This window comes from Streptomyces sp. NPDC051322, from assembly GCF_040689485.1.
In the GTDB taxonomy this organism is placed as follows: Bacteria; Actinomycetota; Actinomycetes; order Streptomycetales; family Streptomycetaceae; genus Streptomyces.
This window is the reverse complement of record NZ_JBFBAK010000006.1, coordinates 298,339-324,633: the sequence shown is the minus strand read 5'-3', so window position 1 is coordinate 324,633 and position 26,295 is coordinate 298,339. Positions and strand designations below refer to the sequence as shown.

Sequence of the window (26,295 nt, the reverse complement as noted above, 5' to 3'; positions counted from 1 at the left end):
CCCGGCGCAAGGCGGATCAACCACCCACGATAATGTGCATCTTGAATACCAATTCAGATGCAAGGAGTATCACGATGCTCACCGAGCAGTCGACCGCCACCGTCCGTGCCACTCTGCCCGCCGTCGGTGCGGCCATCGGGGACATCGCCGATCTCTTCTACCGCAAGCTCTTCGACGCGCACCCGGAGCTGCTGCGCGACCTCTTCAACCGCGGCAACCAGGCCTCCGGAGCCCAGCGCCAGGCCCTCGCCGGCTCCATAGCCGCCTTCGCGACCCGCCTCGTCGAGGACCCGGACACCCGCCCCGACGTCATGCTCAGCCGCATAGCCCACAAGCACGCGTCCCTGGGGATCACCCCGGCGCAGTACAACGTGGTGCACACCCACCTCTTCGCCGCCATCGCGGAGGTGCTCGGCGACGCGGTCACCCCGGAGGTCGCAGCGGCCTGGGACGAGGTCTACTGGCTGATGGCCAACGCTCTGATCGCCATCGAGGCACGGCTCTACGCCGAGCAGGGCGTGCTCGCCGGTGACGTCTGGCGCGAGTGGCAGGTGGCCTCCCGCATCGAGGAGACGGCCGACGCCGCCACCTTCCAGCTCCGCCCGGCCGACGGCACCGAAGCCCCGGCCTTCCGGCCCGGACAGTACGTCTCCGTGCAGGTCGAACTGGGGGACGGTGCACGGCAGATCCGCCAGTACAGTTTCTCCTCCGCCCCGGGCTCGGAGCTCCGGTCGATCACCGTCAAGCGGGTGAGCGGCGCGGGAACCCCAGACGGTGAGGTCTCGCAGCACCTGCACGCCCACGTACAGGCCGGTGACCGGCTGCGCGTCTCGGTGCCGTACGGCGACCTCGTGCTGGACGACACCGAGGCTCCGCTGCTGCTGGCCTCGGCAGGCATCGGCTGCACGCCGATGCTGGAGCACCTCGCCGGCACCGGCCACCGCGCACCGGTCACCGTCGTGCACGGCGACCGCGCCCCCGCCGACCACGCGCTGCGCACCGACCACACACTGCTCACCAGCAAGCTCCCGGATGCGGTGGCGCACTTCTGGTACGAGCTTCCGGAGCCCGGCCACCCCGCCGACCGCACCGGTCTGGTCGATCTGGAACCGCTCCCGGTCGCTTCGGGCACCCGCGCCTACCTCTGCGGTCCGCTGCCCTTCATGCGGTCCGTCCGCGCCCAGCTGCTGGCCAAGGGCGTGTCGGCTGCCGACATCCACTACGAGGTGTTCGGCCCCGACCTCTGGCTGGCGCAGAACTGACGTACCGCACCAACCGATACGCCGCACAATGGGACGCATGTCCCCTGGAGCTCCCGGCCCCGACCGGCTGCAGCCGGCCCTGCCGTCCCCGCTGCAGCCGGTCGACGACGCGCGCTTCACCCGCCACGGCGTACAGCTGCTGCTCAAGCGCGACGATCTGATCCACCCGGACCTACCGGGCAACAAATGGCGGAAACTCGCCCCGAACCTGGCGGCGGCGGCGGCCGGCCGCACCGTACTCACCTTCGGCGGCGCCTACTCCAACCACCTGCGGGCCACCGCAGCCGCGGGCCGCCTGCTCGGCTTCCCCACCATCGGGGTCGTCCGCGGCGACGAACTGGCCGGCCGGCCGCTCAATCCGTCGCTCGCGAGGTGCGCGGCCGACGGAATGCGGCTGTACTTCGTGGACCGGCGGGCGTACCGCGCCAAGACGATCCCGGCCGGGCTGACCGGCGACGGCCTGGTCGACGACGAGACGTGCGTGATACCCGAGGGCGGCAGCAACACGGCTGCCGTGCACGGCTGCGCGGCGCTCGGCAGGGAGTTGCACGGCCTCGCCGACACGATCGGCGTGGCCGTCGGCACCGGCGGCACCCTCGCGGGCCTGGCGGCCGGCCTGGCGCCGGGACAGCGGGTCATCGGCTTCCCGGTGGTCCGGGGCGGCTTCCTCGGCGATGACGTGCTGGCCCTCCAGCAGGCCACCTTCGGCAGCAGGGCCGGCGACTGGCGCCTCGACGACCGCTTCCACTGCGGCGGCTACGCCCGGGTGAGCCCCGCGCTGGAATCCTTCGCCGCGGACTTCGAGGACCAGCACGGACTGCCGGTGGAACGGCTGTATGTGGCCAAGATGCTGTTCGGGCTGACCACGCTGGCCACCGAAGGCCGTTTCCCACCCGGCACCCGGGTCGCCGCAGTGGTCACCGGTCAGCCTGTCTCCTCCCGATAGGCCGCCGCCTCCTCCAGATCCAGCCGGCGCAGCAGCGTCCGCAGCAGTTCGTCGTCGATCCGGCGCCGGTCGCGCAGCTCCACGAAAACCGTCCGCTCGGCCTCGATCACGCTTCGGGCGAGACGCCGGTAGGTGTCGTCGGCTGTCTCCCCGGTCATCTCGTTGACGGTGCCGAGCCGCTCCCAGACCGCGTTGCGACGCCGCTCGAGCACCGCGCGCAGCCGGTCGGCCAGCGGCTGCGGCAGCGCGTTGGACTCATCGGTGAGCAGCCTGTCGAGCAGTTCCTCGGACGCATGTGACGCCTCGTTCTGTGCCTGGGCCTCGGCGAGGGTCTCGGCGTGCGTGTCGCGCCCGGGGATCCTGAGCAGCCGGATGAGCGGCGGCAGCGACAGTCCCTGGACGACGAGGGTCGCGATCACCGTCGTGAAGGTCAGGAAGAGCACCAGGTTCCGGGCCGGAAAGTCCTTGCCGTGCGAAGTCAGCGGGATGGAGAAGGCGATCGCCAGCGAGACCACGCCGCGCATCCCCGCCCAGCCGACGACGACCGGCGCCGTCCAGTTCGTGTCGGGCTCCCGGGCTCGGATCCGACTGGACAGCATCCGGGGCAGGAACGTCGCGGGGAACACCCAGACGAAGCGCATCGCCACCACCACCGCGAAGACGGCCAGCGCGTACCAGGCGGCCTCCCAGCCGCCGTACGCGCCGAGTCCCCGGAGCACAAAGGGCAGTTGCAGTCCGATCAGGGCGAAGACCGCCGACTCCAGAATGAACGAGACCATCTTGCGGACCGCCTCCTCCTGGAGCCGGGTCGCGAAGTCCACCTGCCAGTTGCGGTGCCCGAGGTAGAGCGCGACGACCACCACGGCGAGTACCCCCGAGGCATGCACGCGTTCCGCCGCCGCGTAGGCGATGAAGGGGATCAGCAACGAGAGCGTGTTCTGCAGCAGGGCCTCCCGCAGATGGGTGCGCAGCCAGTGCAGCGGCACCATCAGGACCAGCCCGACCACGATTCCGCCGACCGACGCCAGGGCGAATTCCGCGACGCCGCCCGCCCAGGACACGCCCTCACCGACCGCGGCGGCCAGCGCCACCTTGTATGCGGTGATCGCGGTGGCGTCGTTGACCAGCGACTCCCCCTGCAGGACCGTCGTGATCCGGCCCGGCAGCCCGAGCCGCCGGGCAATGGCGGTGGCCGCCACCGCATCGGGCGGCGCGACCACGGCGCCCAGCACCAGCGCCGCGGTCAGCGGAAGTTCCGGCACCACCAGGTACACGAGCCAGCCCACGGCCAGCGTCGCGAACAGCACATACCCGACCGAAAGCAGGGCGACCGGCCGCAGATTGGCGCGCAGATCGAGATACGAGGAGTCGACCGCGGCCGTGTAGAGCAGAGGCGGAAGCACCAGCGGCAGCACGACATCCGGGTCCAGCGTGTATTCCGGCACCCCCGGCAGATAGGCGGCGGCGAGGCCGGCCGCCACCAGCAGCAGCGGTGCGGGCACCGGTGTCCGGCGTGCCGCCCCCGCCACCGCCGCGCTTCCGGCCACCAGTGCCACCAGCGGCAACGCATCCATCAACCGGCCCGCCCTTGTCCCTGGTCCGTCGTAACCTGGCAATCATGAGTGAGTGCCAGCATGTTGGAGAACTGCCGCTTCCCGAGCCGGCACCGTTGAGCGACACCTGCCGCGAGTGCCTCGCGATCGGCAGCCACCCCGTGCAGCTGCGGTTGTGCCTGGAATGCGGGCACGTCGGCTGCTGCGACTCCTCACCCCATCAGCACGCGACCGGGCATTTCAAGGAGACCGGACACGCGGTGATGCGAAGCTTCGAGCCGGGCGAGGACTGGCGTTGGTGCTTTGTCGACAGCTTGATCGTCTGAGCGCTCCGCCCAGGAAGACCGCAACCCGTCGCGAGCGCGTGGCATTCCCGGCAGACTTCGTCTTCGCAAGAGCACGTGCACACCCCTAGCGACCGTTCGTACATGTTGTCTTACGATGAGTGACAACATCGATGGGGGGCCTGGCGACAGGGAACCATGGATCGCGATAGCGTCACGACGTCAGGAAGCGACCATGTCACGCACGGTTGCGGGAGAAGATCTTCCCGACCATGCAAATGCTTGTGCCACCTTGGAGGTGAGGGTGTCCCAGATCGCAGGCGAGCCCGGGAACCAGGACTTCGTGGAAGTCCGGCTGCCCGCTGCGGGTGCCTACCTGTCTGTGCTGCGTACGGCCACGGCCGGTCTCGCGGCACGCTTGGACTTCACTCTCGACGAGATCGAGGACCTGCGCATCGCGGTCGACGAGGCCTGCGCGATCCTGCTTCAGCAGGCCGTGCCCGGCTCCGTACTGAGCTGCGTGTTCCGGCTGGTGGAGGACTCGCTGGAAGTCACGGTGTCCGCCCCGACAACCGACGGCCGCGCGCCTGAGCGCGACACCTTCGCCTGGACCGTGCTCTCCGCACTCGCCGGCAAGGTCGAATCGACGGTCGCCGACGACCGTACGGTCAGCATCAGCCTGTACAAACAGCGCGGCGCGGGACCTGGACCGGCGTGAGCGGGGACGGACCGGTGCGGGACGACGAGCGTGACGCGCGGGCGCTGAGCACGGGAGACATCCCGGAACAGCAGGCCCGGCCGCACCCGGTGGATGGCCTTTTGGAGTCGGCGGATCAGGCGGCCCTCATGAGCGAGCAACACGAGAACCACGAGCACCACGGCCCCCGGGACCGAAACGGGGCGCGGGCGCTCTTCATCGAGCTGCACGCCCTCCCGGACGGTTCGCCGGAGAAGGCCGAACTGCGCAACAGCCTGGTGCGTATGCATCTTCCGCTGGTCGAGCATCTGGCCCGGCGGTTCCGCAACCGCGGTGAGCCGCTGGACGATCTGACCCAGGTCGCCACCATCGGCCTGATCAAGTCGGTCGACCGGTTCGACCCCGAGCGCGGTGTGGAGTTCTCCACCTACGCGACGCCCACGGTGGTCGGCGAGATCAAGCGCCACTTCCGCGACAAGGGCTGGGCGGTCCGCGTGCCGCGACGCCTCCAGGAACTGCGGCTGTCGCTGACCACCGCCACCGCTGAGCTCTCCCAGCAGCACGGACGGGCGCCGACGGTGCACGAACTGGCGGAGCGGCTGGGCATCTCGGAGGAAGAGGTACTGGAGGGCCTGGAGTCCGCGAACGCGTACTCCACGCTCTCCCTGGACGTCCCGGACACCGACGACGAGTCCCCCGCGGTCGCGGACACGCTGGGCTCGGAGGACGAGGCCCTGGAAGGGGTCGAGTACCGGGAGTCGCTGAAACCGCTTCTGGAGGATCTCCCCCCGCGGGAGAAGCGGATTCTGCTGTTGCGTTTCTTCGGGAACATGACACAGTCGCAGATCGCCCAGGAGGTCGGTATCTCGCAGATGCACGTCTCGCGTCTGCTGGCCAGGACCCTGGCGCAGCTGCGGGAGCGGCTGCTGGTGGAGGAGTAAGAAGCGGGGCTCCGGGAGCAGGCCTCGGGGGAAGCCGTGCTACGCCCCCCGCGGCCCCCGGATGCCCAGCGCCTTCGCCGTCGTCGGGTTCACCAGGAGGACCAGCGCGGTCACCGCGACCACCGCCAGCACCGCGCCGGCGGGGATCAGCAGCCCGGCCGCCGACAGCAGCGTCCAGGCCACCGGCAGGGCGATGATCTGGGTGATGATCGCCGGGCCCCGGCTCCAGCTCCGCCGTCCCAGCAGGCCGCGGGCGGCGACGAGCGGGATGAGGGCGAGCACGATGAGGGTCACGCCGGTGATGGCGGCCTGGCCCCGGCTGCCGTCGCCGAAGAGGCCGGTACCGATCGCGTACAGACCTCCGGCGGCCAGCGCGCCGCCCTCCAGCGCGGCCAGCGACGCGGCGGCGGTCAGGCGGGCGGGACGGGGTTCGGCGGACTCGGTGCTCTGCTCGGTACTCACCCCTGCAGGGTAGCGGGGAGCGCCGCATCCGGACCGAGGCCGGGCTGGGTCGGTGCCGCTGCACTGGGTAACCTTTGCCCCATGCGCGCACTCCTCGTGGTCAATCCGGCAGCAACCACCACCAGTGCCCGCGTTCGCGACGTCCTCATCCACGCGCTGGCCAGTGAGATGAAGCTGGAAGTGGTGACGACCGAGTACCGGGGTCATGCCCAGGACCTCGGCAGACGGGCCGCGGAGAGCAGCGACATCGATCTGGTCGTCTCGCTCGGCGGCGACGGCACCGTCAACGAGGTCGTCAACGGTCTGCTGCAGCACGGCCCCGATCCCGACGGCCTGCCGGGACTCGCGGTGGTCCCCGGCGGCTCCACCAACGTCTTCGCCCGCGCGCTGGGTCTGCCGAACGACGCGGTGGAGGCGACCGGCGCGATTCTGGACGCACTGAGTGAGCGCCGGGTGCGCACGGTGGGCCTCGGGCACGCGGCAGGCACGCCCGGCACCGAGGACGAGAGCGTGCCCGCCCGCTGGTTCACCTTCTGCGCGGGACTCGGCTTCGACGCCGGCGTGGTCGGCCGGGTCGAACAGCAGCGGGAGCGCGGACGGAAGTCGACACACGCGCTGTACGTGCGCCAGGTGGTACGTCAGTTCCTCGACGAGCCCAACCGCCGGCACGGCGTGATCACCCTGGAACAGCCCGGCGAGGACCCGGTCAGCGACCTGGTGGCGACCATTGTCTGCAACACCTCCCCCTACACCTACCTGGGCAATCGCCCGATCTACGCCTCCCCCGAAGCCTCCTTCGACACCGCTCTGGACGTGCTCGGGCTGAATAGGCTGTCAACCCCCGCTGTGACGCGTTTCACTACCCAGTTGCTGACATCGACGCCCGAAAAAGGGCCACACGGAAAGCACGCAGTTTCACTGCACGACCTGACGGACTTCTCCTTGCATTCCAAGGCCCCGCTGCCCTTCCAGATGGACGGCGACCACCTGGGACTGCGTACGAGCGTGACGTTCACAGGCGTACGTCGTGCACTGCGTGTGATTGTGTGAGTGGAAGGCCCGAAAGTCCTTTAACTCGAACGTTTGGGCGCGGATCCACCCCATGGAAGTACGGCTGTGACCTAGCCGACACCGAGGAATCAAAAAAAACTTGCCGGAAGGGGTTGTATCCGCCGCCGAGGTTTGCGAATCTCTTCATGGCGATCGGGACGGCCCGCAGGACCGGCCTCCCTGAAAGTCAGAACCCCTCCACACATCACAGGACCACAACCAGCCCATCTGGAAGTCGGCCCTTCAGTTGCGGGGGGATTCGTGAAAGCGTTCACATTCACAAGCAGGTAACACCCTAAGAGAGGTAGCAGCCATGGACTGGCGTCACAACGCCGTTTGTCGTGAGGAAGACCCGGAGCTGTTCTTCCCCATCGGCAACACCGGTCCCGCGCTGCTGCAGATCGAGGAAGCCAAGGCCGTCTGCCGCCGCTGCCCCGTCATGGAGCAGTGCCTGCAGTGGGCGCTCGAGTCCGGCCAGGACTCCGGCGTCTGGGGTGGCCTCAGCGAGGACGAGCGCCGCGCGATGAAGCGCCGCGCCGCTCGCAACCGGGCGCGCAACGCGACCGCCTGACCCACCCTGTTACGAGCCCCAGCCCGGCGGCGCGCGTACAGCGAGTACGCACCCACCGTCGCCCCCGAAACGCAGCGCGCAGTACCCCCGATGCGCAAACGTAGGACACTGCCGGTGAGTCCCGGACCGAATCACCTTCGGTCCGGGGCTCACTGCTGTGCGGCCCCCGGACGGCCCGAGCCGTCGAGCCGGTCCGGCTACTTGTCGGGCACCGGTATGTCCAGGACCACCTGGGTACCGCGGTCCGGAGCCGGCACCATGTCGAAGGAGCCACCCAACTCGCCCTCGACCAGGGTTCGTACGATCTGCAAGCCGAGGTTCCCGGCCGTCTGCGCGTCGAAGCCGGGGGGCAGCCCGCGGCCGTCGTCGCGCACCGTGATCAGCAGGCGGCTGTCGGCACCCCGGCCGCCGCGGACGGCGGAAACCTCGACGGCGCCCAGGTCACCCGGTGCGAAGGCATGTTCCAGGGCGTTCTGCAGCACCTCGGTCAGCACCATCGAGAGCGGTGTCGCCACCTCGGCGTCGAGAATGCCGAACCGGCCGGTACGGCGGCAGTCGATCTTCCCGGGCGAGATCTCGGAGACCATCGCGATGACCCGGTCGGCGATCTCGTCGAACTCGACGCGCTCGTCGAGATTCTGCGACAGCGTCTCGTGCACGATGGCGATCGAACCGACCCTCCGCACCGCCTCGTTGAGCGCGTCCTTGCCGCGGTTCGAATCCATCCGGCGGGCCTGGAGCCGCAACAGCGCGGCCACCGTCTGGAGGTTGTTCTTCACCCGGTGGTGGATCTCCCGGATGGTGGCGTCCTTGGTGATCAACTCGCGCTCACGGCGCCGCAGTTCGGTGACGTCCCGGAGCAGGACCAGTGAACCGATCCGGGTGCCCTTGGGTGACAGCGGGATCGCCCGCAGCTGGATCACCCCATCGTTGCCTTCGACCTCCGTCTCCCGCGGTGCGTAACCGCTGGCCAGCTTGACCATCGCCTCGTCGACCGGGCCCTTGGACGGTGCCAGATCGGTGGTGATCTGGCCGAGGTGCTGGCCGACGAGATCGGACGCGAGACCCAGCCGGTGGTAGGCGGAGAGCCCGTTGGGGCTGGCGTACTGGACCACCCCGTCCGCATCGAGCCGGATCATGCCGTCGCCGACCCGGGGGGACGCGTCCATGTCGACCTGCTGGCCGGGGAACGGGAAGGACCCGGCAGCGATCATCTGGGCCAGGTCGGACGCCGACTGGAGGTAGGTGAGTTCCAGGCGCGAAGGGGTGCGCACCGTGAGCAGGTTGGTGTTGCGGGCGATCACCCCGAGCACCCGCCCCTCCCGGCGGACCGGGATGGACTCGACCCGCACCGGCACCTCCTCGCGCCACTCGGGGTCCCCCTCCCGCACGATCCGGCCCTCGTCGAGCGCGGCGTCCAGCAGCGGGCGGCGTCCGCGCGGAACGAGGTGGCCGACCATGTCGTCCTGATAGGAGGTGGGGCCGGTGTTCGGCCGCATCTGCGCCACCGAGACGTAGCGGGTGCCGTCCCGGGTGGGCACCCACAGCACCAGGTCGGCGAAGGACAGGTCGGAGAGCAGCTGCCACTCCGAGACCAGCAGATGCAGCCACTCGAGGTCGGTGTCGCTCAGAGCGGTGTGCTGGCGTACGAGATCGTTCATGGAGGGCACAGCAGCGAGCGTACCCGGCGGATTCTTCCTGCCGTACGCATGGACAGCGGCTAATGGTCTAGTCCACAATGTCGGTGCGCTCTCCCCGCACAGGAGAGCCGAGACGAGGCACGCGGCGCGATCCTGACTGCGCCCGGCCTCCCCGCGACCGCCGGGAACCGCACACCCGACGGTCGATGCAGCTGAGGGCTGCGGTGCCGGCCGGACAGGCCGAGGGTCCTGTCCGCTCTGGCGCCGCGGCCTCAGTCGTTTCCGGCCCGGATCGGCCGACCCGCGGGACGCATCGGCCGTCCCGGCCTGCGTATGCGTTTCGCCCGCCACCGGCCGAACATGAAAGAGCGGGGAACCTCCGGCCGAAGGGTGACGCTCTGCTAGATTGGTCTATACCACATGTTGCACTCTCCAGATCGGCAGGCCCAGCGTGGAAGTTGTCATCGTCCCGGACGCCCAGGCAGGCGGCGAGGTCATCGCGGAGGCCATGGTGGCTCTCCTGCGCCGCAAGCCCGACGCGCTGCTCGGTGTCGCCACCGGATCGACCCCGCTTCCCGTCTATCAGGCCCTGACCGCCAAGGTCGGCGCCGGGGCGGTCGATGCCGGACGAGCCCGTATCTGCCAGCTCGACGAGTACGTGGGGCTGCCCGCCGGGCACCCCGAGTCGTACCGCTCGGTGGTGCTGCGCGAGGTCGTCGAGCCGCTGGGGCTCGACCAGGCTTCCTTCATGGGCCCGAACGGCTCGGCCGACGACATTCCGGCTGCCTGCGTGGCCTACGACCGGGCGCTCACCGAGGCCGGCGGTGTCGATCTGCAGCTGCTGGGCATAGGCACCGACGGGCACATCGGCTTCAACGAGCCGTGCTCCTCGCTCGCCTCCCGCACCCGGATCAAGACCCTGACCGAGCAGACCCGGATCGACAACGCCCGCTTCTTCGACGGTGACATCGACCAGGTCCCGCACCATGTCATCACCCAGGGCATCGGCACGATCCTGGAGGCGCGTCACGTGGTGCTGCTGGCCACCGGCGAGGGCAAGGCCGAGGCGGTCGCGCAGACCGTCGAGGGGCCGGTGTCCGCCCTGGTGCCGGCTTCGGCGCTGCAACTGCATCCGCACGCGACGGTGGTCGTCGACGAGGCGGCCGCGGCGAAGCTGAAGCTGGCCGACTACTTCCGGGCGACCTTCGCGGCGAAGCCGGAGTGGCAGGGGCTGTAAGCCGCCGTTCCTGTGCGAAGGGCCGGGCCACCATGACGGTGACCCGGCCCTTCGGCATACGGTGCGAGCCGTTACGCCGGAGCGACTCCGGCGATGACCTCTGCCGCCGCGCGGCCACAGACCCGCGCGGCGCCGTGCGTGGCGATATGCAGGGAGCCCCGGGGTGCCGCCCGCGGGACGCCCATCTCCACCACCACGGTGTCCGGGCGGGCCGCCAGCAGACCGTCGAGGGCGGCTGCCATCCACGGGTGGCGGTGGACGTCGCGGACGACCGCGACGATCCGGCGCGCGGCCGCTGCCCGCAGCACCTCGTCCACCGACGAACCGGCGTCGTAGGTACCGGTCTCGGTGCCGGGAAGCAACGCCGTCAGCTCGACGGCGATGCCCCAGGGGGTCTCGTGGCCGACGGCGATGTTGGTGACGGGGGTGAAGGCGGCGACGTACGGAGTCGTGGTCTGCGGCAGCCGGGCGCCTGCGGTGATCTTCAGAGCCCGGCGGGCCGCGGTGAGTCCGATGTCGGTGCCGGGCGCGGTCCCCTCCTGAGACGCCGCGCCCGGCTCCGCAGCCCCCCTGGCCCGGCGGGTCCATTCCGCGAGCGCTCGCACGCGCGCGGCGGCGTCCGCCAGCCGTTCCTCGGGCAGTTCGCCGGCCCGCACGGCCGCGACCAGCGCATCGCGCAGCCGCAGCACGGTGTCCTCGTCGGACAGCCCGCCGCCGACACAGATCGCGTCGGCGCCGGCCGCGACGGCGAGCACGCTGCCCCGCTCGATGCCGTACGTCGATGCGATGGCCCGCATCTCGATACCGTCGGTGACGATCAGCCCCTCGTACCCCAGTTCCTGCCGCAGCAGGCCGGTGATGATCTGCGGGCTGAGCGTCGCGGGACGCTCCCGGTCGAGTGCCGGGAGCAGGATATGCGCACTCATGACCGCCTTGGAACCGGCCGCGACGGCCGCTCTGAACGGCACCAGCTCGCGGGCGTGCAGCGTCGCCGGATCCGCGTCGATACGCGGCAGTGCGTGGTGCGAGTCGACCGCGGTGTCGCCGTGGCCCGGGAAGTGCTTGGTGCAGGCGGCCACACCGGCGGCCTGCAGGCCCTCGATGTACGCGGCGGTGTGCCGGGCGACCAGCGCGGTGTCGGCGCCGAAGGAACGCACCCCGATGACCGGGTTGTCCGGGTTGGAATTGACGTCGGCGGACGGCGCCCAGTTGAGGTTGACCCCGCACTCGGCGAGCCGGCGGCCCAGTTCGCGGGCGACGTCCCTGGTCAGCTCGGTGTCGTCGACCGCGCCGAGGGCGAGATTGCCGGGGAAGGACGAGCCGGTCCGCACTTCGAGCCGGGTGACGTCGCCGCTCTCCTCGTCGATGGCGACCAGCAGGTCGTCCCGCTCCGCCCGCAGCTGAGCGGTGAGCGCGGCGACCTGCCCGGGCGAGGCGACGTTGCGGCCGAACAGGCCGACGGAGGACAGCCCTTCCCCGATCCGGCGCAGCAGCCAGTCGGGGGCGGTGGTGCCGGCGAACCCGGGCTGGAGCACGGCGAGTGCGTCGCGGGTGAGCGTGTCCGTGCCGGTGGTGATGGTGGTCATGGGGCGGCGTTATCCCTTCACTGCGCCGGCCGTCAGACCTGCGGCCATCTTGCGCTGGACAAGGAGGAAAAGAAGCACGACAGGGACGGCCATCATCGTGGAGCCGGCCATCATCGGTGCGTACTCGGTCCCGTGCTGCGTCGTGAAATTGCTGAGCCAGACGGTAGCGGTCTGCCGTTGCTGGCTCATCAGCATGAGGGCGTAGAGATACTCGTTCCACGCCTGGATGAATCCGTAGACGGAGGTGGCGACCATGCCGGGGGCGAGCAGCGGGAAGACCACCCGGACGAAGGCCCCGGTGCGGCTGCAGCCGTCGACCATGGCTGCCTCCTCCAGCTCCTTCGGGATATTGACGATGAAACCGCGCAGCGTCCATACCGTGAAGGGCAGGATGAAGGTCAGGTACGTGATGATCAGGCCGGTGAGCCGGTCGTACTGACCGAGGTCGTTCAGCAGCAGGAAGACCGGGATGATCATGGCAACCAGCGGCACCATCTGGACCGCCAGGATGCCGACGATCACGATCTTGCGGCCCCGGAAGGCGAACCGGGAGATCGCCAGTGCGGCCAGCAGGCCCACGACGAGCCCGATGGCGACCACGGAGATGGAGACGATCGCGCTGCGCCCGATCGGGCCCCAGAAGTCCGCGACCTTGAGCGCCCGGTGGAAGTTGTCCAGCGTGAACACGCTGGGAAAGAAGTGCGGGTTGGGGTCGATCGCATCCTTGGCCGGCTTGAACGCCGTGTTCAGCATCCAGTAGACGGGGAAGCCGATGGTGACGAAGACGAGCAGGCCGAGGATGTTCCAGCCCAGCTTCGGCTTCTTGCGGCGGGGGCGGGTGGCGGCGGGAGCCGCTGCGGTCGTGGTCACTCCACCTCTCCGATCTTGAGCATCTGGCGCATGTAGACAGCGACCACACCGAGCAGCAGAAGCACGGTGACGAAGGCGATGGCCGAGCCGCCGGAGTAGTCGTTGACCACGAAGGCCTTGTCGTACGAGTACGTCGTGAGTAGTTGGAACTCGGCCTCGGGGTGGCCGTTTCGCATCACGAAGACCTGCGGGAAGACGCCCATGTCCCAGATCACCGAGAGGGTCGTGAGCATCACGATGATCGGCTTGAGGATCGGCACGGTGACATGGCGGAAGACACCCCAACCACTCGCGCCGTCGAGACGGGCGGCCTCCTCGAGCTCCTTGGGTACCTGGGTGAGACCGGCGCCGAGCGTGATGACGACGAACGGTACGGCGCCCCAGACCACCAGGAGCATGATCACGGTGAGTCCTTGGGGCCCGCTCGCGAACCAGTTGTGGCCGATCATGTCGACGCCGGGGATCCGGCTGAGCAGCCAGTTGAAGACTCCGTAGTCGGAGTCGAACATCCACTTGAAGATGGTCACCGCGACGATGATGGGCATGCCCCAGCTCGCCACGAGCGCGATATTGATGAGCGTCTTGACCCAGCCGGATACCTGCTGGAGGAGCAGCGCTATCAACATGCCGAGCACCATGGTCAACACGACCGCCGCACCAGCGAAGAGCACGGTGCGCAGAACGACCCGCCAGAACTCGCCGTCACTCAGAATGGTGCGGAAGTTGTCGAGACCCGCCCATTCCGCCGGCTTGAACCCCCACAGCTGCGGCTGTCCGAACTTCTGGAACGAGAGAGTGACGAGCCGGTAGAGCGGATAGCCGAGGACCAGGGCAAGAACGAGCAGGCAGGGAGCGAGCAGCGCCCAGGGCACCGCGGCGCCGCCGTTGCGCCGGGGTCTGGTCGGCTTCTTGGGACTGCCGGCCCCGGAGGCCGGCGACGGTGAGCTCCGCTTCGAGGGCAGCTCTGCGGTAGTTGTCTCTGCGGCACTCATCAGGTGCTCCTCAACGGTCCCTCTCTCGGTTACGGGCCGGGCAGGGTCCTTGTGCTCCTGGGCGCGGAAGGACCCTGCCCCGTCTCAGCTCACTTGGTGTTGATGACCTTGTCGATCGCGGTGTCCGCGGTCTTCGCGGCAGCCTCGACCGACGCCTTGCCGGTACCGATGGACTGCAGCATCGTCTGCAGGACCTGGGCCTTCTCCACCGCGCCCCAGCCCGGGGCCATCGGGACGAACCAGCTCTTCTCGGCCGCGGTGGCCGCGACCGTCGTCTTCGGGTCGGCCTTCAGGGGAGCGAGGTCCTTCTTGTTGTTGGGCAGGTTCTGCTTGGCGATCAGACCCTGCTGCCCCTTCTCACCGGTGAAGGCGTTGATCCACTCGGCGGCCACGCCCTGCGCCTTGGACTTGACCGGGATGGCCAGGTCCGAACCGCCGAGGAACACCGGCATGGCACTGCCGGACGGACCGGGCATCACGAAGGTCTCGAGCTTGTCGGCGAGCTTGCCGACCTTGTCGTTCTCCGGGAGGGCCGCGGTGCCGCCCTCCCAGCCGGCGCCGAAGATCAGCGCGGACTTGCCCTGGCCGTAGACGATCGGACGGTCGGACTCGTCCTTGGTCTTGTCGCCGTGCATGTAGGCATCGAGCACGTGCTTGTACTCGTTGAGGCCCTTGAGGGACTCGGGGGACGAGAGGTTCGCCTTGAACTTGCCGCCGTCCTCCTTGGCGATGGAGCCGCCGGCGTCGTAGACGAAGGACATCGCCGCGTACCAGTCGCGGGAGGGCTGGTACCAGGCGCTGAACTTGTCGCCCTCCTTCTTCTGGATCTTGTCCAGGTCGGAGGTGAGCTCGGTGTACGTCTTGGGCGTCGCCTTGACGCCGTCCTTGGCCGCTATGTCCTTGCGCCAGGTCGCCACCCGGCCACCGGCGTAGTACGGCACACCGTAGACCTTGCCGTCGTAGGTGACCGAGGCCTTCAGGCCGTCGAGCCACTGGTCGGAGTTGTCGAACTTCGACGCGTCGACCGGGGCGAAGGCGCCCTTGAGGGTGTACGGCAACATCTCCGTGTTGCCCATCTCGACCACGTCAGGAGCCTTGTCCGTGGCGAGGACCGCGTCGAGCTTGGTGTTCTTGTCCGGCCAGCCGTAGTACTCGTGGTTGATCTTCAGGCCGGGGTGCTTCGCGACGATGGCATCGTCGGCTGCCTTGACCAGGTCGGGCCAGTTCTTCTGCGCGTCGACCGTGAGCCACACGGTCAACGACTTGGGCTCGGCCGTCTTGCTGCCGCCGTCCCCCTTGCTGTCGGAGCCACACGCCGCAATGCTGACCATCATGCCCGCGACGCCGATCGCCGCGATGAGCTTGCGCTTCACGCCATCCTCCTCAGGGATGCTGCAACCCCCCATCCACCGCGAAGACATGCCACTAGGAGCTAGTACTGCCTTTGGGGCTGGGTACTGGTCTTTAATGGTTTAGACCAGTACTCGGGAGCTTGGCCTAGACCTATAGGGGTGTCAAGGGTGTATAAGAAGGCTGTCGTGTCCGTTATCGGACCGACACCTGAGGGAGGGCGACGTCCCGCTACCGGACCGTGCCACCATGTGAGCCGCGACAGACGGAGGAGCCGGTGACGGCAGCAGCGCAGCGTTCGGGAAGGCAGGCGATGGGCACCGACGGGGGCAGCACCGATACGGAGAACGCGGCGCCGGGACGTACCGCGCGTGTGCCCAAGTACTACCGGCTCAAGCGACATCTGCTCGACATGACGGAGACCCTGCCGCCCGGCACCCCGGTGCCGCCGGAGCGGACGCTGGCCGCCGAGTTCGACACCTCACGCACCACGGTGCGCCAGGCGCTCCAGGAGCTGGTCGTGGAAGGCCGGCTGGAGCGCATCCAGGGCAAGGGCACCTTCGTGGCCAAGCCCAAGGTCTCGCAGGCCCTGCAGCTCACCTCGTACACCGAGGACATGCGGGCGCAGGGTCTCGAGCCGACCTCGCAGTTGCTCGACATCGGTTACGTCACCGCCGACGACACACTGGCCGGGCTGCTGGACATCACAGCGGGCGGCCGGGTGCTGCGGATCGAGCGGCTCCGGCTCGCCAGCGGTGAGCCGATGGCCATCGAGACGACGCACCTGTCGGCGAAGCGCTTCCCGGCGCTCCGCCGCTCGCTGGTGAAGTACACCTCGCTGTACACCGCGCTGGCCGAGGTCTATGACGTCCGGCTCGCCGAAGCGGAGGAGACGATCGAAACCTCACTCGCCACCCCGCGCGAGGCCGGACTGCTCGGCACGGACGTCGGCCTGCCGATGCTGATGCTGTCCCGTCACTCGGTCGACGGCGCCGGTGAACCGGTGGAGTGGGTGCGCTCGGTCTACCGCGGCGACCGCTACAAGTTCGTGGCCAACCTCAAGCGCCCGGTCGATTAGCGGGCGTGACGGCTGAGCGGCGCGGGCGCCGCTCAGCCGACCAGCACCTCGGCGGCGGCGATGCCGGAGACCCGGGTCGCACCGTTCGTGGCCACGTGGACGGCGCCGAGCGCGTCCCCCGCCGGTACGCCCATCTCCACCACAAGGGCGTCGGGGCGTGCCCGGAGCAGGCGGGTCAGGACATCGGACATCCAGCGGTGCCGGGCGGCGTCACGCACCACGACCACGAGCGCCCGGTCCCGCGCGGCAGTCAGCACGGCCCGATCGAGCAGATCGTCCGAACCGTCGAGATCGGCCTCCGTCAGACGGACGGACGTGGTCCCGGGCCTCAGATCGCGCAGCGGGCCGGCCACTCCCCAGGGGGTCCGGCCGTCGATGGCGAGACTCATCGTCGGGGACAACTCGACCACATGCACGGCGCCCGCGACCGGCAGCGCGCCGTCGGTGCCGGGCCTGCGGCGCACCCGCACCGCTCGCCTCGCCGCGACCAGCCCGATATCGGAACCGGTGACGTTCCGCGCCACCTCCCTCCGCCGCGCGCCGGACCAGGAGGCGAAGGCGTGCACCCGCGAGGCCGCCTCCACCAGCCGGTCCTCGGGCAGGGTGCCGTCCCGTACGGCTGTGACGAGCGCGGCGCCGAGCAGGTCGACGGTGGACTCCTCGGCGCTCTCGCCCCCCACGCAGACGGCGTCCGCGCCGCCGGCCAGGGCTCGGACGGTCGCCCCGTCGATCCCGTAGCGGTCCGAGACCGCCCCCATCTCGATGCCGTCCGTCACGACCATGCCGTCGAAGCCGAGCTCTTCGCGCAACAGGCCCAGCAGAATGCGGCGGCTGAGGGTGGCGGGCAGTTCCGCGTCGTACGCCGGCACGAGGAGATGAGCGGTCATGACCGCCCGGACACCGGCCTCCATCGCCGCGATGAACGGCGGGAGCGCCGTTCGGGCGATCTCCCCGGCCCCGGCCGACACCCGGGGCAGTCCGTGGTGCGAGTCGATCGCCGTGTCCCCGTGTCCGGGGAAGTGCTTCGCGCAGGCGGCGACGCCCGCCTCCTGCAGGCCCCTGATCCAGGCGGCGGTGTGCCGCGATACGACGTCGGTCCGCTCCCCGAAGGACCGCACCCCGATCACCGGATTCAGCGGATTGGAGTTGACGTCCGCGCTCGGCGCGTAGTTCAGGGAGACACCCGCCGCGTGGAGCTCCCGCCCGATGTCGCGCGCGACGGACTCGGTGAGGTCGATGTCGTCCACGGCCCCGAGCGCGAGGTTTCCCGGCCGGGAAGCCCCGGTCCATGCCTCGATCCGGGTGACGTCGCCGGCCTCCTCGTCGATGGCGACGATGAGATCGGGGTTCTCGGCGCGCAACGAGCCGGTGAGCTCGGTGACCTGCTCCGGGTTGACGATGTTCCGCCCGAACAGCACAACGGAGCTGAGGCCGTCGGCGATCCTTCGCCGGATCCAGTCCGGTGCGGTGGTCCCCACGAACCCCGGCTGGAGGACAGAGAGAGCTGTCCGCTCCAGATTCGGGTGACTGCTTGGCTTCATGGCGGGGCCTCCGAAGGGCACGGGCACAGAGCCGGCCGAGTCCGACCGGCGGAGACTAGGTACAGGCCAACGTCATATTGGCGTAGACCAATTGGGGGTGTCAAGACGTCACAGGGGGCTCGAAAAGCCGCATTCGGCCCGTGCGGCAAGGCCGTTGGACCGGTCATGCGTCGGTCGGAGCCATCCAACGGATCTGCATGGTGCACAGAGACACCAGGAGGGCCGAGACGGCGACGGCGCCCATGCCCCAGACCAGGCTGCCGGCGCTCGCTATGAAGCCGATCACGGCGGGCCCGGCCAGCAGTCCGGTCGTCCCCATGGCGGCGACCAGTGCCAGCGCCTCGGACCCCTGCCGCGCCGCCGCGACATAGATGCACGGCGTCGCGGCGGCGATGCCGAGGCCGACGCAGGCGAAGCCGATCAGCGCCGGCACCACGCCGCCGGCCAGCAGAGCGAGCGCCAGCCCCGTACCGGCCAGAGCGCTGCCGACGCGCACGATACGGCCGTCGCCCCAGCGGGTGCGCCAGCCGTCGGCGAAGACACGGGCCAGCACCATCATGACCGAGACCACCGCGATACCCATCGGCGCCAGTTCCGGCGTCGCGTGGACGACGTCCTTCATATAGAGCGCCGACCAGTCGTTCATGGCTCCTTCGGTCACGGTGCCGAACACCATGGCACCGCCCATCCACATCGTCACCCGGGACGGCATGGTGAAGGTGCGACGACCCTTCTGCCGGGTCCGGACCTCAGCCGGCTGCTGCTGCTCCTCCGTCAGCAGCCCTGGCCGGGCGTAGGCGACGAGCAACAGGATGAGGACGGTAGCCACCCCGAAATGTGCGGCCAGCGAGGGGGTCAACACGTTGATGCACGATGCGAGGAGCGCCGCGCACAGGGCCCCGCCGCTGAACGTCGCATGGAATTTGGCCATGGCGGTGCGCCGGTACGCGACCTCGAGCGCGGCGCCCTGCGCGTTCATCGCCACGTTCAGGCATCCCACCGCGACACCGTCGCAACAAACGATCAGGACGGCGACCGGATAGTCGGGGGCCGCTGCCAGCAGCGGCAGCAGCAGACCAAGACAGAGGGCCGACATACATGCGAGACGCCGGGAGCCGAGCCGCCTCATCAGTATCGTCACCAGTGGAAAGGACACGGCTGCGCCCACCCCACAGGCCATCAGCAGAAGGCCGAGCTCCGCTTCGGTCAGGTGCAGCTTCGCCTTGAGCACGGGAAGCCGCGAGGCCCAGGTGCCGTACTGAAAGCCGAGAATGCAGAAGAGTGCCGCAATCGCGAGCTGTGCCCCGCGGAATCCGTCGTTACTGCGCACTACCTGATTCAGCATCATTTCACCTCCTTGGACATGTACACGGCTTCCGGGCCGTAACTCTTCGGGAGCGCTACCTCTTGGTGCGCCCGGTAACCGCGTGCCGACCAGAAGCTCGCGCCGCCCGCGACCGCGATCAGGGAGATGTGTTCGTACCTCTTCGCTCCGGCCGTTGCCGTGAGGCGGCCCAGGAGTTGTTTCGCGAGCCCTCTGCCGCGGAAACCCGCGGCGATGACGAGGTCGTGCAGATGCAGGTTGCGCGAGGCGAAGCGCCCCTCCTCGATTCGCGTCAGATCCGGATATCGGAACCTCGGATAGGGCAGCGCCAGCACATATCCCACCGTCCGCCGTTCGCAATCCAGTACGAAGCACGTGTCCGGCGATGGGCGGGCCCTGGACTCGAGCGCGGGCCGTCCCTCCGACAGCGCGTGGTCGGCATAGGCGCCGGCTTCGAGTGCCACGATGTCGCTCCAGTCGGGCTCGGCGATGTGCCGTATGCGTATGTCGAGGCTCATTTACTCCGCACCTTCCGTGTCCTCGCCGTTGATGCACGTGTACGGGAGCGGGGCGAACCCGTTGAAGCCTTGCGTGGTGTAGCTGATGGCGTAGGCACCGGAAGAGAAGATCCAGACCGGATCCCCTGACGCCGCTTTCTCGGGCACCTGAACGAGATTGTGCTCGTGAGCAAAGGCATCGTCGGTGTCGCAGGTGGGGCCCGCCACAACGGCCGGTACGTATGCGGCATCGCGATGAGACGGAAACTCGAGCCGGTACTGCAGCTCGTCCATTTCATAGAGTCCGTTGAATTTCCCACAGCTCAGGTACAGCCAGTACTGGCGTTCGCCGTTCAGTTGCCGCCGGTGGGACAGCCGGGACACATGTGCCCGTATCGCACCGTGGTCGGCGACCAGATAGCGCCCGGGCTCCATGACGAAGTCCAGCGGGGCTTTTGACACCTCGCGAAGCCGCTGCACGCCTTCCCGGATCACCGCCCAGATCTTGTCCATCGGAGGATCCAGCGGCCTGCCCCGCCCGTCGAGACAGCCGAGGGCGGGCAGACCGCCACCGAGATTGACGTGGTCCGGAAAGATCCCCCGCCGGTTCAGGGTTTCGAGTACCTCGGCGATCCGCTCCACGGCGTCCGTCCAGGCCTCAGCCGTCATCTGCTGCGAGCCGACGTGGACGGACAGGCCGGCCGGCGTGAGGCCGGCGGCCCGGGCCGCCTCCATGACCAGCACCGCATCGGTGTCCGAGCAGCCGAACTTCCGGCTGAGCCCCCAGAGCGCCCCGTCACCGGTGGTGGCGAGCCGGCAGAACACCCGGGCACCGGGAGCATGCACCGCGATCGCTTTCACGTCCTCGACACTGTCCGTCGCGAAGTCCCGGACACCGAGCCGGTATGCGTCGGCGATATTGCGGTCGGACTTGATGGTGTTGCCGTAATGGATGAAGTGCATCGGCACGCCGGTCCTGATGGCCTGCACGATCTCATGGGGGCTCGCCGCATCGAAGCCGGCGCCCTTGTTCGCCAGGCAGGAAAGCACCTCGTCCACCGGACACGCTTTCATGGCGAAACGGACGGAGATGCCGGGCAGCTCCCGTTTCAGCGATGCGTATCGTTCTTCGATTCCTGCGAGATCGAAGACGATCCGGTCATCGGCGGCCGCTGCCAGCGCAGCGCGCATCAGTGTATTCATGACCGGGGGACGGCCGTGGTCCTGCTCGCCCGCATCAGCGGTTCCCATGCCTCGATCAGCAGCGCGAAGTCCTCGATGTCCCGCCGGGATTCCTCGAGCAGTCGGCGGCTTCGCGACAACAGGACGTCGGCGAAAGCGGCATATCTGCCCCCCAGCTTTCGGTAGGACCGATCAAGGCTGTTCAATCGCTGCACGTTCTCCTCGGTGTCCAGCAGGGCGCTCTCCCTGACGAATTCGACGACGGCGGATGCTTGGACGTGATGCCGGTCATCGAGCAGCGAGTCGCCGGCTGCCGCCATCCTGCCGTAGATGAAATTGAAATAGAGCATGGAAAGGAAGAATTTCGTCAACCGCATCTGATAGGCCATGAATCCGGAGTCGGTTCTCCGTTCCCGGGTGTAGAAATTCACGATGTTGCGGTTGTGCAGGACGCCGGGAAGTCCGGCATCCGCGACCAGGTGCATCAGGAAGTAGTCGCTGCCGATGGTGTTGGTCGCCGGCGGCAGTGGCACGCGCTCGTACACCTGCTGGAAGCTGATGTTGCACATGTCCACCCGCATGGGGTCGACGATGGTCAGGGTCGAGCGATCGCCGCTGAACGCTTCGGTGCCGGCTCCCTTGAACGATTCGTCGACCAGTTGTTGCTTCTCCTCCTCGGACCAGCCGACCGGGGCCCACAGGCTGACGATGTCGCGGTAGGTGCGGGGGTCGATCCGCTGCACCTCGCTGATGTCGACCGACAGCTCACCCACGAAGGAGCCACCGACCAGCACCACCGGCCTGTCCGCGTGGACCGGGTCCAGCGCGGTCTCGGACACGCCGTCCGCCGCGTCGGCCGCGCGCTTCCCCAGCGACCCGAGCTCGTGGTGAATGGGAAAGACGGGCTCACCGTTCAGGACCTGGTAACTGCTGTCCGAGTCCCTGCGGTGCACGGACCGGCACCCGAGGGAACTGCCGATCAGGAACGCTCGATTGGTGCAGGCGCCGTAGGAGACGTCGTCCGGGAGCATGAGGTCCAGCATCAGATCGGGCTTGATGACGTCGGCCCGGTGGATCACTCGCTGCAGATAGTCCCGCTGCGCCGCCTCGTTGAGATGGTGCACCACCACATGGGCCGGTCTTTCGACTTCACCGACAACGTCGGCATGCTCCGCGAACTCGTGTTCCTCGGAGGAGTCCAGAATCAGCAGGTGCACCTCCACGTCGAAGTGCTCGGCCGCGTAGGCCGCCTCCTTGCTCATGGCGGAGATCGTGGCGGCACACGCTCTGTTCGTGGGAAGGGTCAGGCAGATTCTGTGCATTCCGGCTCTCCGGTCGGCCGTACGAATTCCTGCCCGCTCCAGGACGTGAGCCCCAACAGCTTTTCGCCGAGGTCACTGAGTTCGGCACTGCCGTACCTGCGGGACTCGTGGAGCGTGACGTCGCCGACCAGCGTCTTGTTCCAGTCCGGTGTGCTGAGACTGCGCCACGAACCGACCCTGGATTCGCGCATCTCCCGGTGCGTCTCCAGCGCGGGCATCATCGAGAGGTACTGGACCGCTCGGACGCCCTTCTCCGAGGTGTTGGATGCCACCCCGTGCGCGAGAAGTCCGTTCCAGATCAGCAGGTCGCCCGCCTCGAGTTGCGGCCGGACCACGGGAAACTCCGCCGGATCCGCCCCCGGCCGGACAGGATCGCGATCGGCCGGCTGAGCAGCCTTCCACCGGTCGAACTGGCGGAACAGCTCGGGCGAGCACTGGAACCCGCCCTCCTCCTGCTGCGTGTCGGTCAGCGCGATGATGCCCTGGACTCGCTGCGGCGGCACGCCGAGTGTGCTGTCGACATCCCAGTGGAGCTCGATGTCGAAGCCCTTGTCCGTGGGCGCGATGAGCGCGCGATCACGGTTCTTGATGTTGGGCGGGTTCAGATTGAGCCGGTCCAGGGTCACCCACAGCTCTGCGCAGTCCCACACATCGACGAACGCATCGTAAACACGCTGCGTCTGACGGTTGTCCCACATGAGCTGGTGGTGGTACGCCTCGACGAATCCGTAGATGTGAAGCTCCCGGTCCAGGTCCGTACGGAAGGGACGATCCGCATACCAGTCGTCCGGGCGAGCCGGGTCGAGGCCCTGGAAGTCCCAGGCGAATTCCAGCAGGCGCTCCGCCGTCGAAGCGGGGATCGCCTCTCTCACCACGACATAGCCGTAGGTCTGCCAGAAGGCGAAGTCCTCCTCGGACAGCACGCGAAGCGGCTGTGACTTCTCGAGGTCCCGCAACGGCGTCTGCGCCAGGTACGCCTCACCGTCCGGGCTGAAATAGGGGATGTCCGAAGAGGCTCGGTACAGATGGGGGGCAGGTGTGGGCATGCAACCACTCCAGGGATCGGATGTGTCGCTGACTGGATCGGCCGCTCACCGGCGGCTCCAGCGCGGGGACACATCGCCGCGGTAAGGCGCCCAACGGCGTCAGTGCGGTGGTTCGGGATCCCACCCGGCCCAGAAGCCGCAGCAGGAGCTTCCCCGCGCTCAGCAAGCGTTCCCAGAACATTGGACTAGACCAACTCGCGCTGTCAAGGCTGTCGTTGGGGCGACGCGTCGACCGGGGGCAGCTCTGCCCGATCGGGCAGCCGGGCTGCCCTCGGCCGACGGGGAGGCGTGCGCGGAGGCCGCCGGGGGGCGGGGGCGATCCGGCCCTTCCCGGAACCCGCCCGCATCGGACGCCGCCGAGACCTGCCACCACCCCCGTCACCTGCGCTAACGTCCTCGGGTCAAGCGCAGGAACGACAGGGCCCGGCGCAGCTCGGCCACCGGTGGGTTCGGATGAACCCCACGGCGTTGCCGTACCGATATGCGGACAGGGGTTCCGCTGCTCGGACCGCCTCGCTTAGATTTCCCTGCGCCTTCTATCAGGTGCTCAGTGAGGGGACGGACCGCACCATGCCGGAGAAAAGACCGCTGATCACGCCGGGGCGCGTGGTCATCGCGGTATGCCTGATCGCGCCCTTCGTTTCGATGCTCTGGGTGAGCTCGTACGCCAAGGTGGACCCGACCTTCATCGGCATCCCCTTCTTCTACTGGTACCAGATGCTCTGGGTGCTCATTTCGACCGCACTCACGATGCTCGCGTACAAGCTGTGGCAGCGTGACCAGCGCGCCCGCAAGGGAGGTGCGTCCGCATGAAGGACGGTGTGAACGGCATCGCTCTCGGTGTCTTCATCTTCTTCTTCGTCGCCGTCACGGTCATCGGCTTCATGGCCGCACGCTGGCGCAGGGCCGACACCTCGGAGAGTCTCGACGAGTGGGGCCTGGGCGGTCGTTCGTTCGGGACCTGGGTCACCTGGTTCCTGCTCGGCGGCGACCTGTACACGGCGTACACCTTCGTCGCCGTGCCCGCGGCCATCTACGCCGCGGGCGCGGCCGGCTTCTTCGCCGTGCCGTACACCATCCTGGTCTACCCGCTGATCTTCACCTTCCTGCCGCGGCTCTGGTCGGTGTCGCACAAGCACGGCTACGTGACGACCTCGGACTTCGTCCGCGGCCGCTTCGGCTCCAAGGGTCTCTCGCTGGCGGTCGCCATCACCGGCATCCTCGCCACGATGCCGTACATCGCCCTGCAACTGGTCGGCATCCAGGCGGTGCTCGACGTGATGGGCGTGGGCGGCGAGAGCGGCAACTGGTTCGTCAAGGACCTCCCGCTGCTGATCGCCTTCGCGGTGCTCGCCGCGTACACCTACTCGTCCGGGCTGCGGGCCCCGGCGCTGATCGCGTTCGTCAAGGACGGGCTGATCTACCTCGTCATCATCGTGGCGATCATCTACATCCCGATCAAGCTCGGCGGCTTCGACGACATCTTCGCCAAGGCCGGCCATGCCTTCACGCAGACCAACCCGGCGACCGGCAAGCCCCGCGGGGCGCTCGTACCGGGCGCGGCCGGTCAGTGGGGTTACGCCACGCTGGCGCTCGGCTCGGCGCTCGCGCTGTTCATGTATCCGCACTCCATCACGGCGACGCTCTCCTCGCGCAGCCGTAACGTGATCCGGCGCAACACCGCGATCCTCCCGCTGTACTCGTTGATGCTGGGCCTGCTCGCGCTGCTCGGCTTCATGGCGATCGCGGCCGGCATCAAGGTCAAGAACGGCCAGCTGGCGATCCCGCAGCTGTTCGAGAACATGTTCCCCGACTGGTTCGCGGGGGTGGCCTTCGCCGCCATCGGCATCGGTGCGCTGGTTCCCGCGGCGATCATGTCCATCGCCGCCGCGAACCTCTTCACCCGCAACATCTACAAGGACTTCCTGAAACCGGACGCCACAGCGGCGCAGGAAGCCAAGGTCTCCAAGCTGGTCTCGCTGGTGGTGAAGGTCGGCGCGCTGATCTTCGTCCTCTCCATGGACAAGACGGTCGCGATCAACTTCCAGTTGCTCGGCGGCATCTGGATCCTCCAGACGATGCCCGCACTCGTCGGCGGCCTCTTCACCCGGTGGTTCCACCGCTGGGCGCTGCTGGCCGGCTGGGCGGTCGGCATGGTCTACGGGACACTCGCCGCGTACGGCGTCGCCAGCCCGACACAGCACCATTTCGGTGGCTCGTCCAAGGAGATCCCCGGTCTCGGCGAGATCGGCTACATCGGTCTCACCGCGTTCGTCATGAACGTCGTGGTGACGGTGGTCCTGACCTTCGTCCTCAACGCCGTCAAGGCGCCGGCGGGGATCGACGAGACCTCGCCGGAGGACTACACCGCGGACGCCGGCGACCCCGGAGTCCAGGTGGACCTCCCGCCGGCCACGGCGGGTGCGCCCGGCGGTCACTGACACGCCGTCGGCCTGCCCGCGGAGGGGCCGTACCGCTCACCGGTGGTGAGCGGTACGGCCCCTCCGCTTTCGGCTGACTCCGCTTTTCGGCCGACTCCGCGTTTCGGATAGGCGGCGGGCTGGGTTTCCTGCGGACCCCCGAGCGAGACCGGGAGGCGATCCCCGGCCTCCCACTGCTGACGTACGCCCTGACGCTCTGACACAGCGCCCGGATCATCACCGCGACACAAGATATGGGGGGTGACACATCCAACGCCCACCACATGTATGCTCAGGCTCGCTGTCGCCGCAGGGGAATCCGGTGCGAATCCGGAACTGTCCCGCAACGGTGTGAACGGTGCGCTTTCGCGCACCGTGGAGTCCGAGGACCTGCCGACGGCGCATCCGGCTCGACCGAACCGGATGGGAACCGTCCGGGCCTCG

Annotated in this window: 24 protein-coding genes and 1 riboswitch; of the genes, 11 read left to right on the top strand and 13 right to left on the bottom strand. The window is 68.5% G+C overall.

All coding sequences use genetic code 11. The annotated features are described in order from the left end of the window. Positions 1–74: 74 nt before the first annotated feature. Together AB0436_RS16855 and AB0436_RS16850 are read left to right on the top strand one after the other, a co-directional pair. A complete protein-coding gene (locus AB0436_RS16855) occupies positions 75–1,262 on the top strand; it encodes a globin domain-containing protein (RefSeq protein ID WP_366468618.1) in 1,188 nt (395 codons plus the stop codon). 37 nt (positions 1,263–1,299) lie between these two features. Further along, positions 1,300–2,208, top strand: coding sequence for a pyridoxal-phosphate dependent enzyme (locus tag AB0436_RS16850; protein WP_366468617.1), 909 nt, complete (start codon positions 1,300–1,302; stop codon positions 2,206–2,208). Here AB0436_RS16850 and AB0436_RS16845 read toward each other — a convergent pair. Beyond that, on the bottom strand, positions 2,187–3,782 hold the full coding sequence (locus AB0436_RS16845; RefSeq protein WP_366468616.1) for a Na+/H+ antiporter: 1,596 nt from the start codon (positions 3,780–3,782) through the stop codon (positions 2,187–2,189). The two genes, AB0436_RS16850 and AB0436_RS16845, sit on opposite strands and share 22 nt — an antisense overlap. A gap of 44 nt (positions 3,783–3,826) precedes the next feature. Here AB0436_RS16845 and AB0436_RS16840 point away from each other — a divergent pair, with 44 nt between their 5' ends. The 3 genes from AB0436_RS16840 (at position 3,827) to AB0436_RS16830 (ending at position 5,683) form a co-directional block, all read left to right on the top strand. Further along, positions 3,827–4,087: a UBP-type zinc finger domain-containing protein gene (locus tag AB0436_RS16840; protein WP_366468615.1), complete on the top strand. Its 261-nt coding sequence runs from the start codon at positions 3,827–3,829 to the stop codon at positions 4,085–4,087. 262 nt (positions 4,088–4,349) lie between these two features. Beyond that, complete coding sequence (locus AB0436_RS16835; RefSeq protein ID WP_365849536.1) at positions 4,350–4,763, top strand: anti-sigma regulatory factor; 414 nt, start codon at positions 4,350–4,352, stop codon at positions 4,761–4,763. A gap of 14 nt (positions 4,764–4,777) precedes the next feature. Continuing rightward, positions 4,778–5,683, top strand: a complete 906-nt coding sequence (locus AB0436_RS16830) for an RNA polymerase sigma factor SigF (RefSeq protein WP_366468739.1) — start codon at positions 4,778–4,780, stop codon at positions 5,681–5,683. A gap of 39 nt (positions 5,684–5,722) precedes the next feature. Here AB0436_RS16830 and AB0436_RS16825 read toward each other — a convergent pair whose 3' ends face one another. Next, complete coding sequence (locus AB0436_RS16825; RefSeq protein WP_366468614.1) at positions 5,723–6,145, bottom strand: hypothetical protein; 423 nt, start codon at positions 6,143–6,145, stop codon at positions 5,723–5,725. Between the two features lie 81 nt (positions 6,146–6,226). On the opposite strand from AB0436_RS16825, the gene AB0436_RS16820 reads away from it, so the two are divergent. Together AB0436_RS16820 and AB0436_RS16815 are read left to right on the top strand one after the other, a co-directional pair. Then, entirely contained in the window at positions 6,227–7,195 is a 969-nt protein-coding gene (locus AB0436_RS16820; RefSeq protein ID WP_366468613.1) for a diacylglycerol kinase family protein, read from the top strand. 313 nt (positions 7,196–7,508) lie between these two features. Beyond that, complete coding sequence (locus tag AB0436_RS16815; RefSeq protein WP_004937597.1) at positions 7,509–7,766, top strand: WhiB family transcriptional regulator; 258 nt, start codon at positions 7,509–7,511, stop codon at positions 7,764–7,766. 197 nt (positions 7,767–7,963) lie between these two features. On the opposite strand, the gene AB0436_RS16810 is transcribed toward AB0436_RS16815, so the two are convergent. Next, positions 7,964–9,427: a histidine kinase N-terminal domain-containing protein gene (locus AB0436_RS16810; protein ID WP_366468738.1), complete on the bottom strand. Its 1,464-nt coding sequence runs from the start codon at positions 9,425–9,427 to the stop codon at positions 7,964–7,966. A 430-nt stretch (positions 9,428–9,857) separates the two neighbouring features. On the opposite strand from AB0436_RS16810, the gene nagB reads away from it, so the two are divergent. Beyond that, a complete protein-coding gene (nagB, locus tag AB0436_RS16805; protein ID WP_366468612.1) occupies positions 9,858–10,643 on the top strand; it encodes a glucosamine-6-phosphate deaminase in 786 nt (261 codons plus the stop codon). Positions 10,644–10,714: 71 nt separating this feature from the next. Here the strand turns inward: nagB and AB0436_RS16800 are convergent, their stop codons facing one another. From AB0436_RS16800 to AB0436_RS16785, 4 genes are all read right to left on the bottom strand, one after another. Beyond that, positions 10,715–12,229 carry a glycoside hydrolase family 3 protein gene (locus AB0436_RS16800; protein ID WP_366468611.1) on the bottom strand — a complete coding sequence of 505 codons (1,515 nt, stop codon included), beginning with the start codon at positions 12,227–12,229 and terminating at the stop codon, positions 10,715–10,717. 9 nt (positions 12,230–12,238) lie between these two features. Next, positions 12,239–13,099, bottom strand: coding sequence for a carbohydrate ABC transporter permease (locus AB0436_RS16795; RefSeq protein ID WP_366468609.1), 861 nt, complete (start codon positions 13,097–13,099; stop codon positions 12,239–12,241). After that, the gene (locus AB0436_RS16790; protein WP_366468608.1) at positions 13,096–14,091 is read right to left on the bottom strand and encodes a sugar ABC transporter permease; all 996 of its coding nucleotides are present in this window, start codon (positions 14,089–14,091) and stop codon (positions 13,096–13,098) included. Before AB0436_RS16790 ends, AB0436_RS16795 begins: the two co-directional genes overlap by 4 nt. Before the next feature lie 89 nt (positions 14,092–14,180). Next, on the bottom strand, positions 14,181–15,464 hold the full coding sequence (locus tag AB0436_RS16785) for an extracellular solute-binding protein (protein WP_366468607.1): 1,284 nt from the start codon (positions 15,462–15,464) through the stop codon (positions 14,181–14,183). Positions 15,465–15,754: 290 nt separating this feature from the next. Between AB0436_RS16785 and AB0436_RS16780 the strand changes: the two genes are divergently transcribed. After that, the gene (locus AB0436_RS16780) at positions 15,755–16,519 is read left to right on the top strand and encodes a GntR family transcriptional regulator (RefSeq protein ID WP_366468737.1); all 765 of its coding nucleotides are present in this window, start codon (positions 15,755–15,757) and stop codon (positions 16,517–16,519) included. Between the two features lie 32 nt (positions 16,520–16,551). Here AB0436_RS16780 and AB0436_RS16775 read toward each other — a convergent pair whose 3' ends face one another. From AB0436_RS16775 to AB0436_RS16750, 6 genes are all read right to left on the bottom strand, one after another. Next, positions 16,552–18,060: a glycoside hydrolase family 3 N-terminal domain-containing protein gene (locus tag AB0436_RS16775; protein WP_366468606.1), complete on the bottom strand. Its 1,509-nt coding sequence runs from the start codon at positions 18,058–18,060 to the stop codon at positions 16,552–16,554. Positions 18,061–18,223: 163 nt separating this feature from the next. Further along, positions 18,224–19,405, bottom strand: coding sequence for an MFS transporter (locus AB0436_RS16770; protein WP_366468605.1), 1,182 nt, complete (start codon positions 19,403–19,405; stop codon positions 18,224–18,226). Continuing rightward, positions 19,405–19,902 carry a GNAT family N-acetyltransferase gene (locus tag AB0436_RS16765; protein ID WP_366468604.1) on the bottom strand — a complete coding sequence of 166 codons (498 nt, stop codon included), beginning with the start codon at positions 19,900–19,902 and terminating at the stop codon, positions 19,405–19,407. Before AB0436_RS16765 ends, AB0436_RS16770 begins: the two co-directional genes overlap by 1 nt. Continuing rightward, a complete protein-coding gene (locus AB0436_RS16760; protein ID WP_366468603.1) occupies positions 19,903–21,072 on the bottom strand; it encodes a type III PLP-dependent enzyme in 1,170 nt (389 codons plus the stop codon). A gap of 8 nt (positions 21,073–21,080) precedes the next feature. Then, on the bottom strand, positions 21,081–22,385 hold the full coding sequence (locus tag AB0436_RS16755) for a DUF6271 family protein (RefSeq protein WP_366468602.1): 1,305 nt from the start codon (positions 22,383–22,385) through the stop codon (positions 21,081–21,083). Continuing rightward, positions 22,367–23,431: a phytanoyl-CoA dioxygenase family protein gene (locus tag AB0436_RS16750; protein ID WP_366468601.1), complete on the bottom strand. Its 1,065-nt coding sequence runs from the start codon at positions 23,429–23,431 to the stop codon at positions 22,367–22,369. Before AB0436_RS16750 ends, AB0436_RS16755 begins: the two co-directional genes overlap by 19 nt. 570 nt (positions 23,432–24,001) lie before the next feature. Between AB0436_RS16750 and AB0436_RS16745 the strand changes: the two genes are divergently transcribed. Together AB0436_RS16745 and mctP are read left to right on the top strand one after the other, a co-directional pair. After that, positions 24,002–24,244, top strand: a complete 243-nt coding sequence (locus AB0436_RS16745; protein WP_366468600.1) for a DUF3311 domain-containing protein — start codon at positions 24,002–24,004, stop codon at positions 24,242–24,244. Next, positions 24,241–25,872: a monocarboxylate uptake permease MctP gene (mctP, locus tag AB0436_RS16740; protein ID WP_366468599.1), complete on the top strand. Its 1,632-nt coding sequence runs from the start codon at positions 24,241–24,243 to the stop codon at positions 25,870–25,872. The genes AB0436_RS16745 and mctP overlap by 4 nt, the downstream gene beginning before the upstream one ends. Before the next feature lie 256 nt (positions 25,873–26,128). Further along, positions 26,129–26,264: riboswitch (cobalamin riboswitch) on the top strand. The last annotated feature ends 31 nt before the right edge of the window (positions 26,265–26,295 follow it).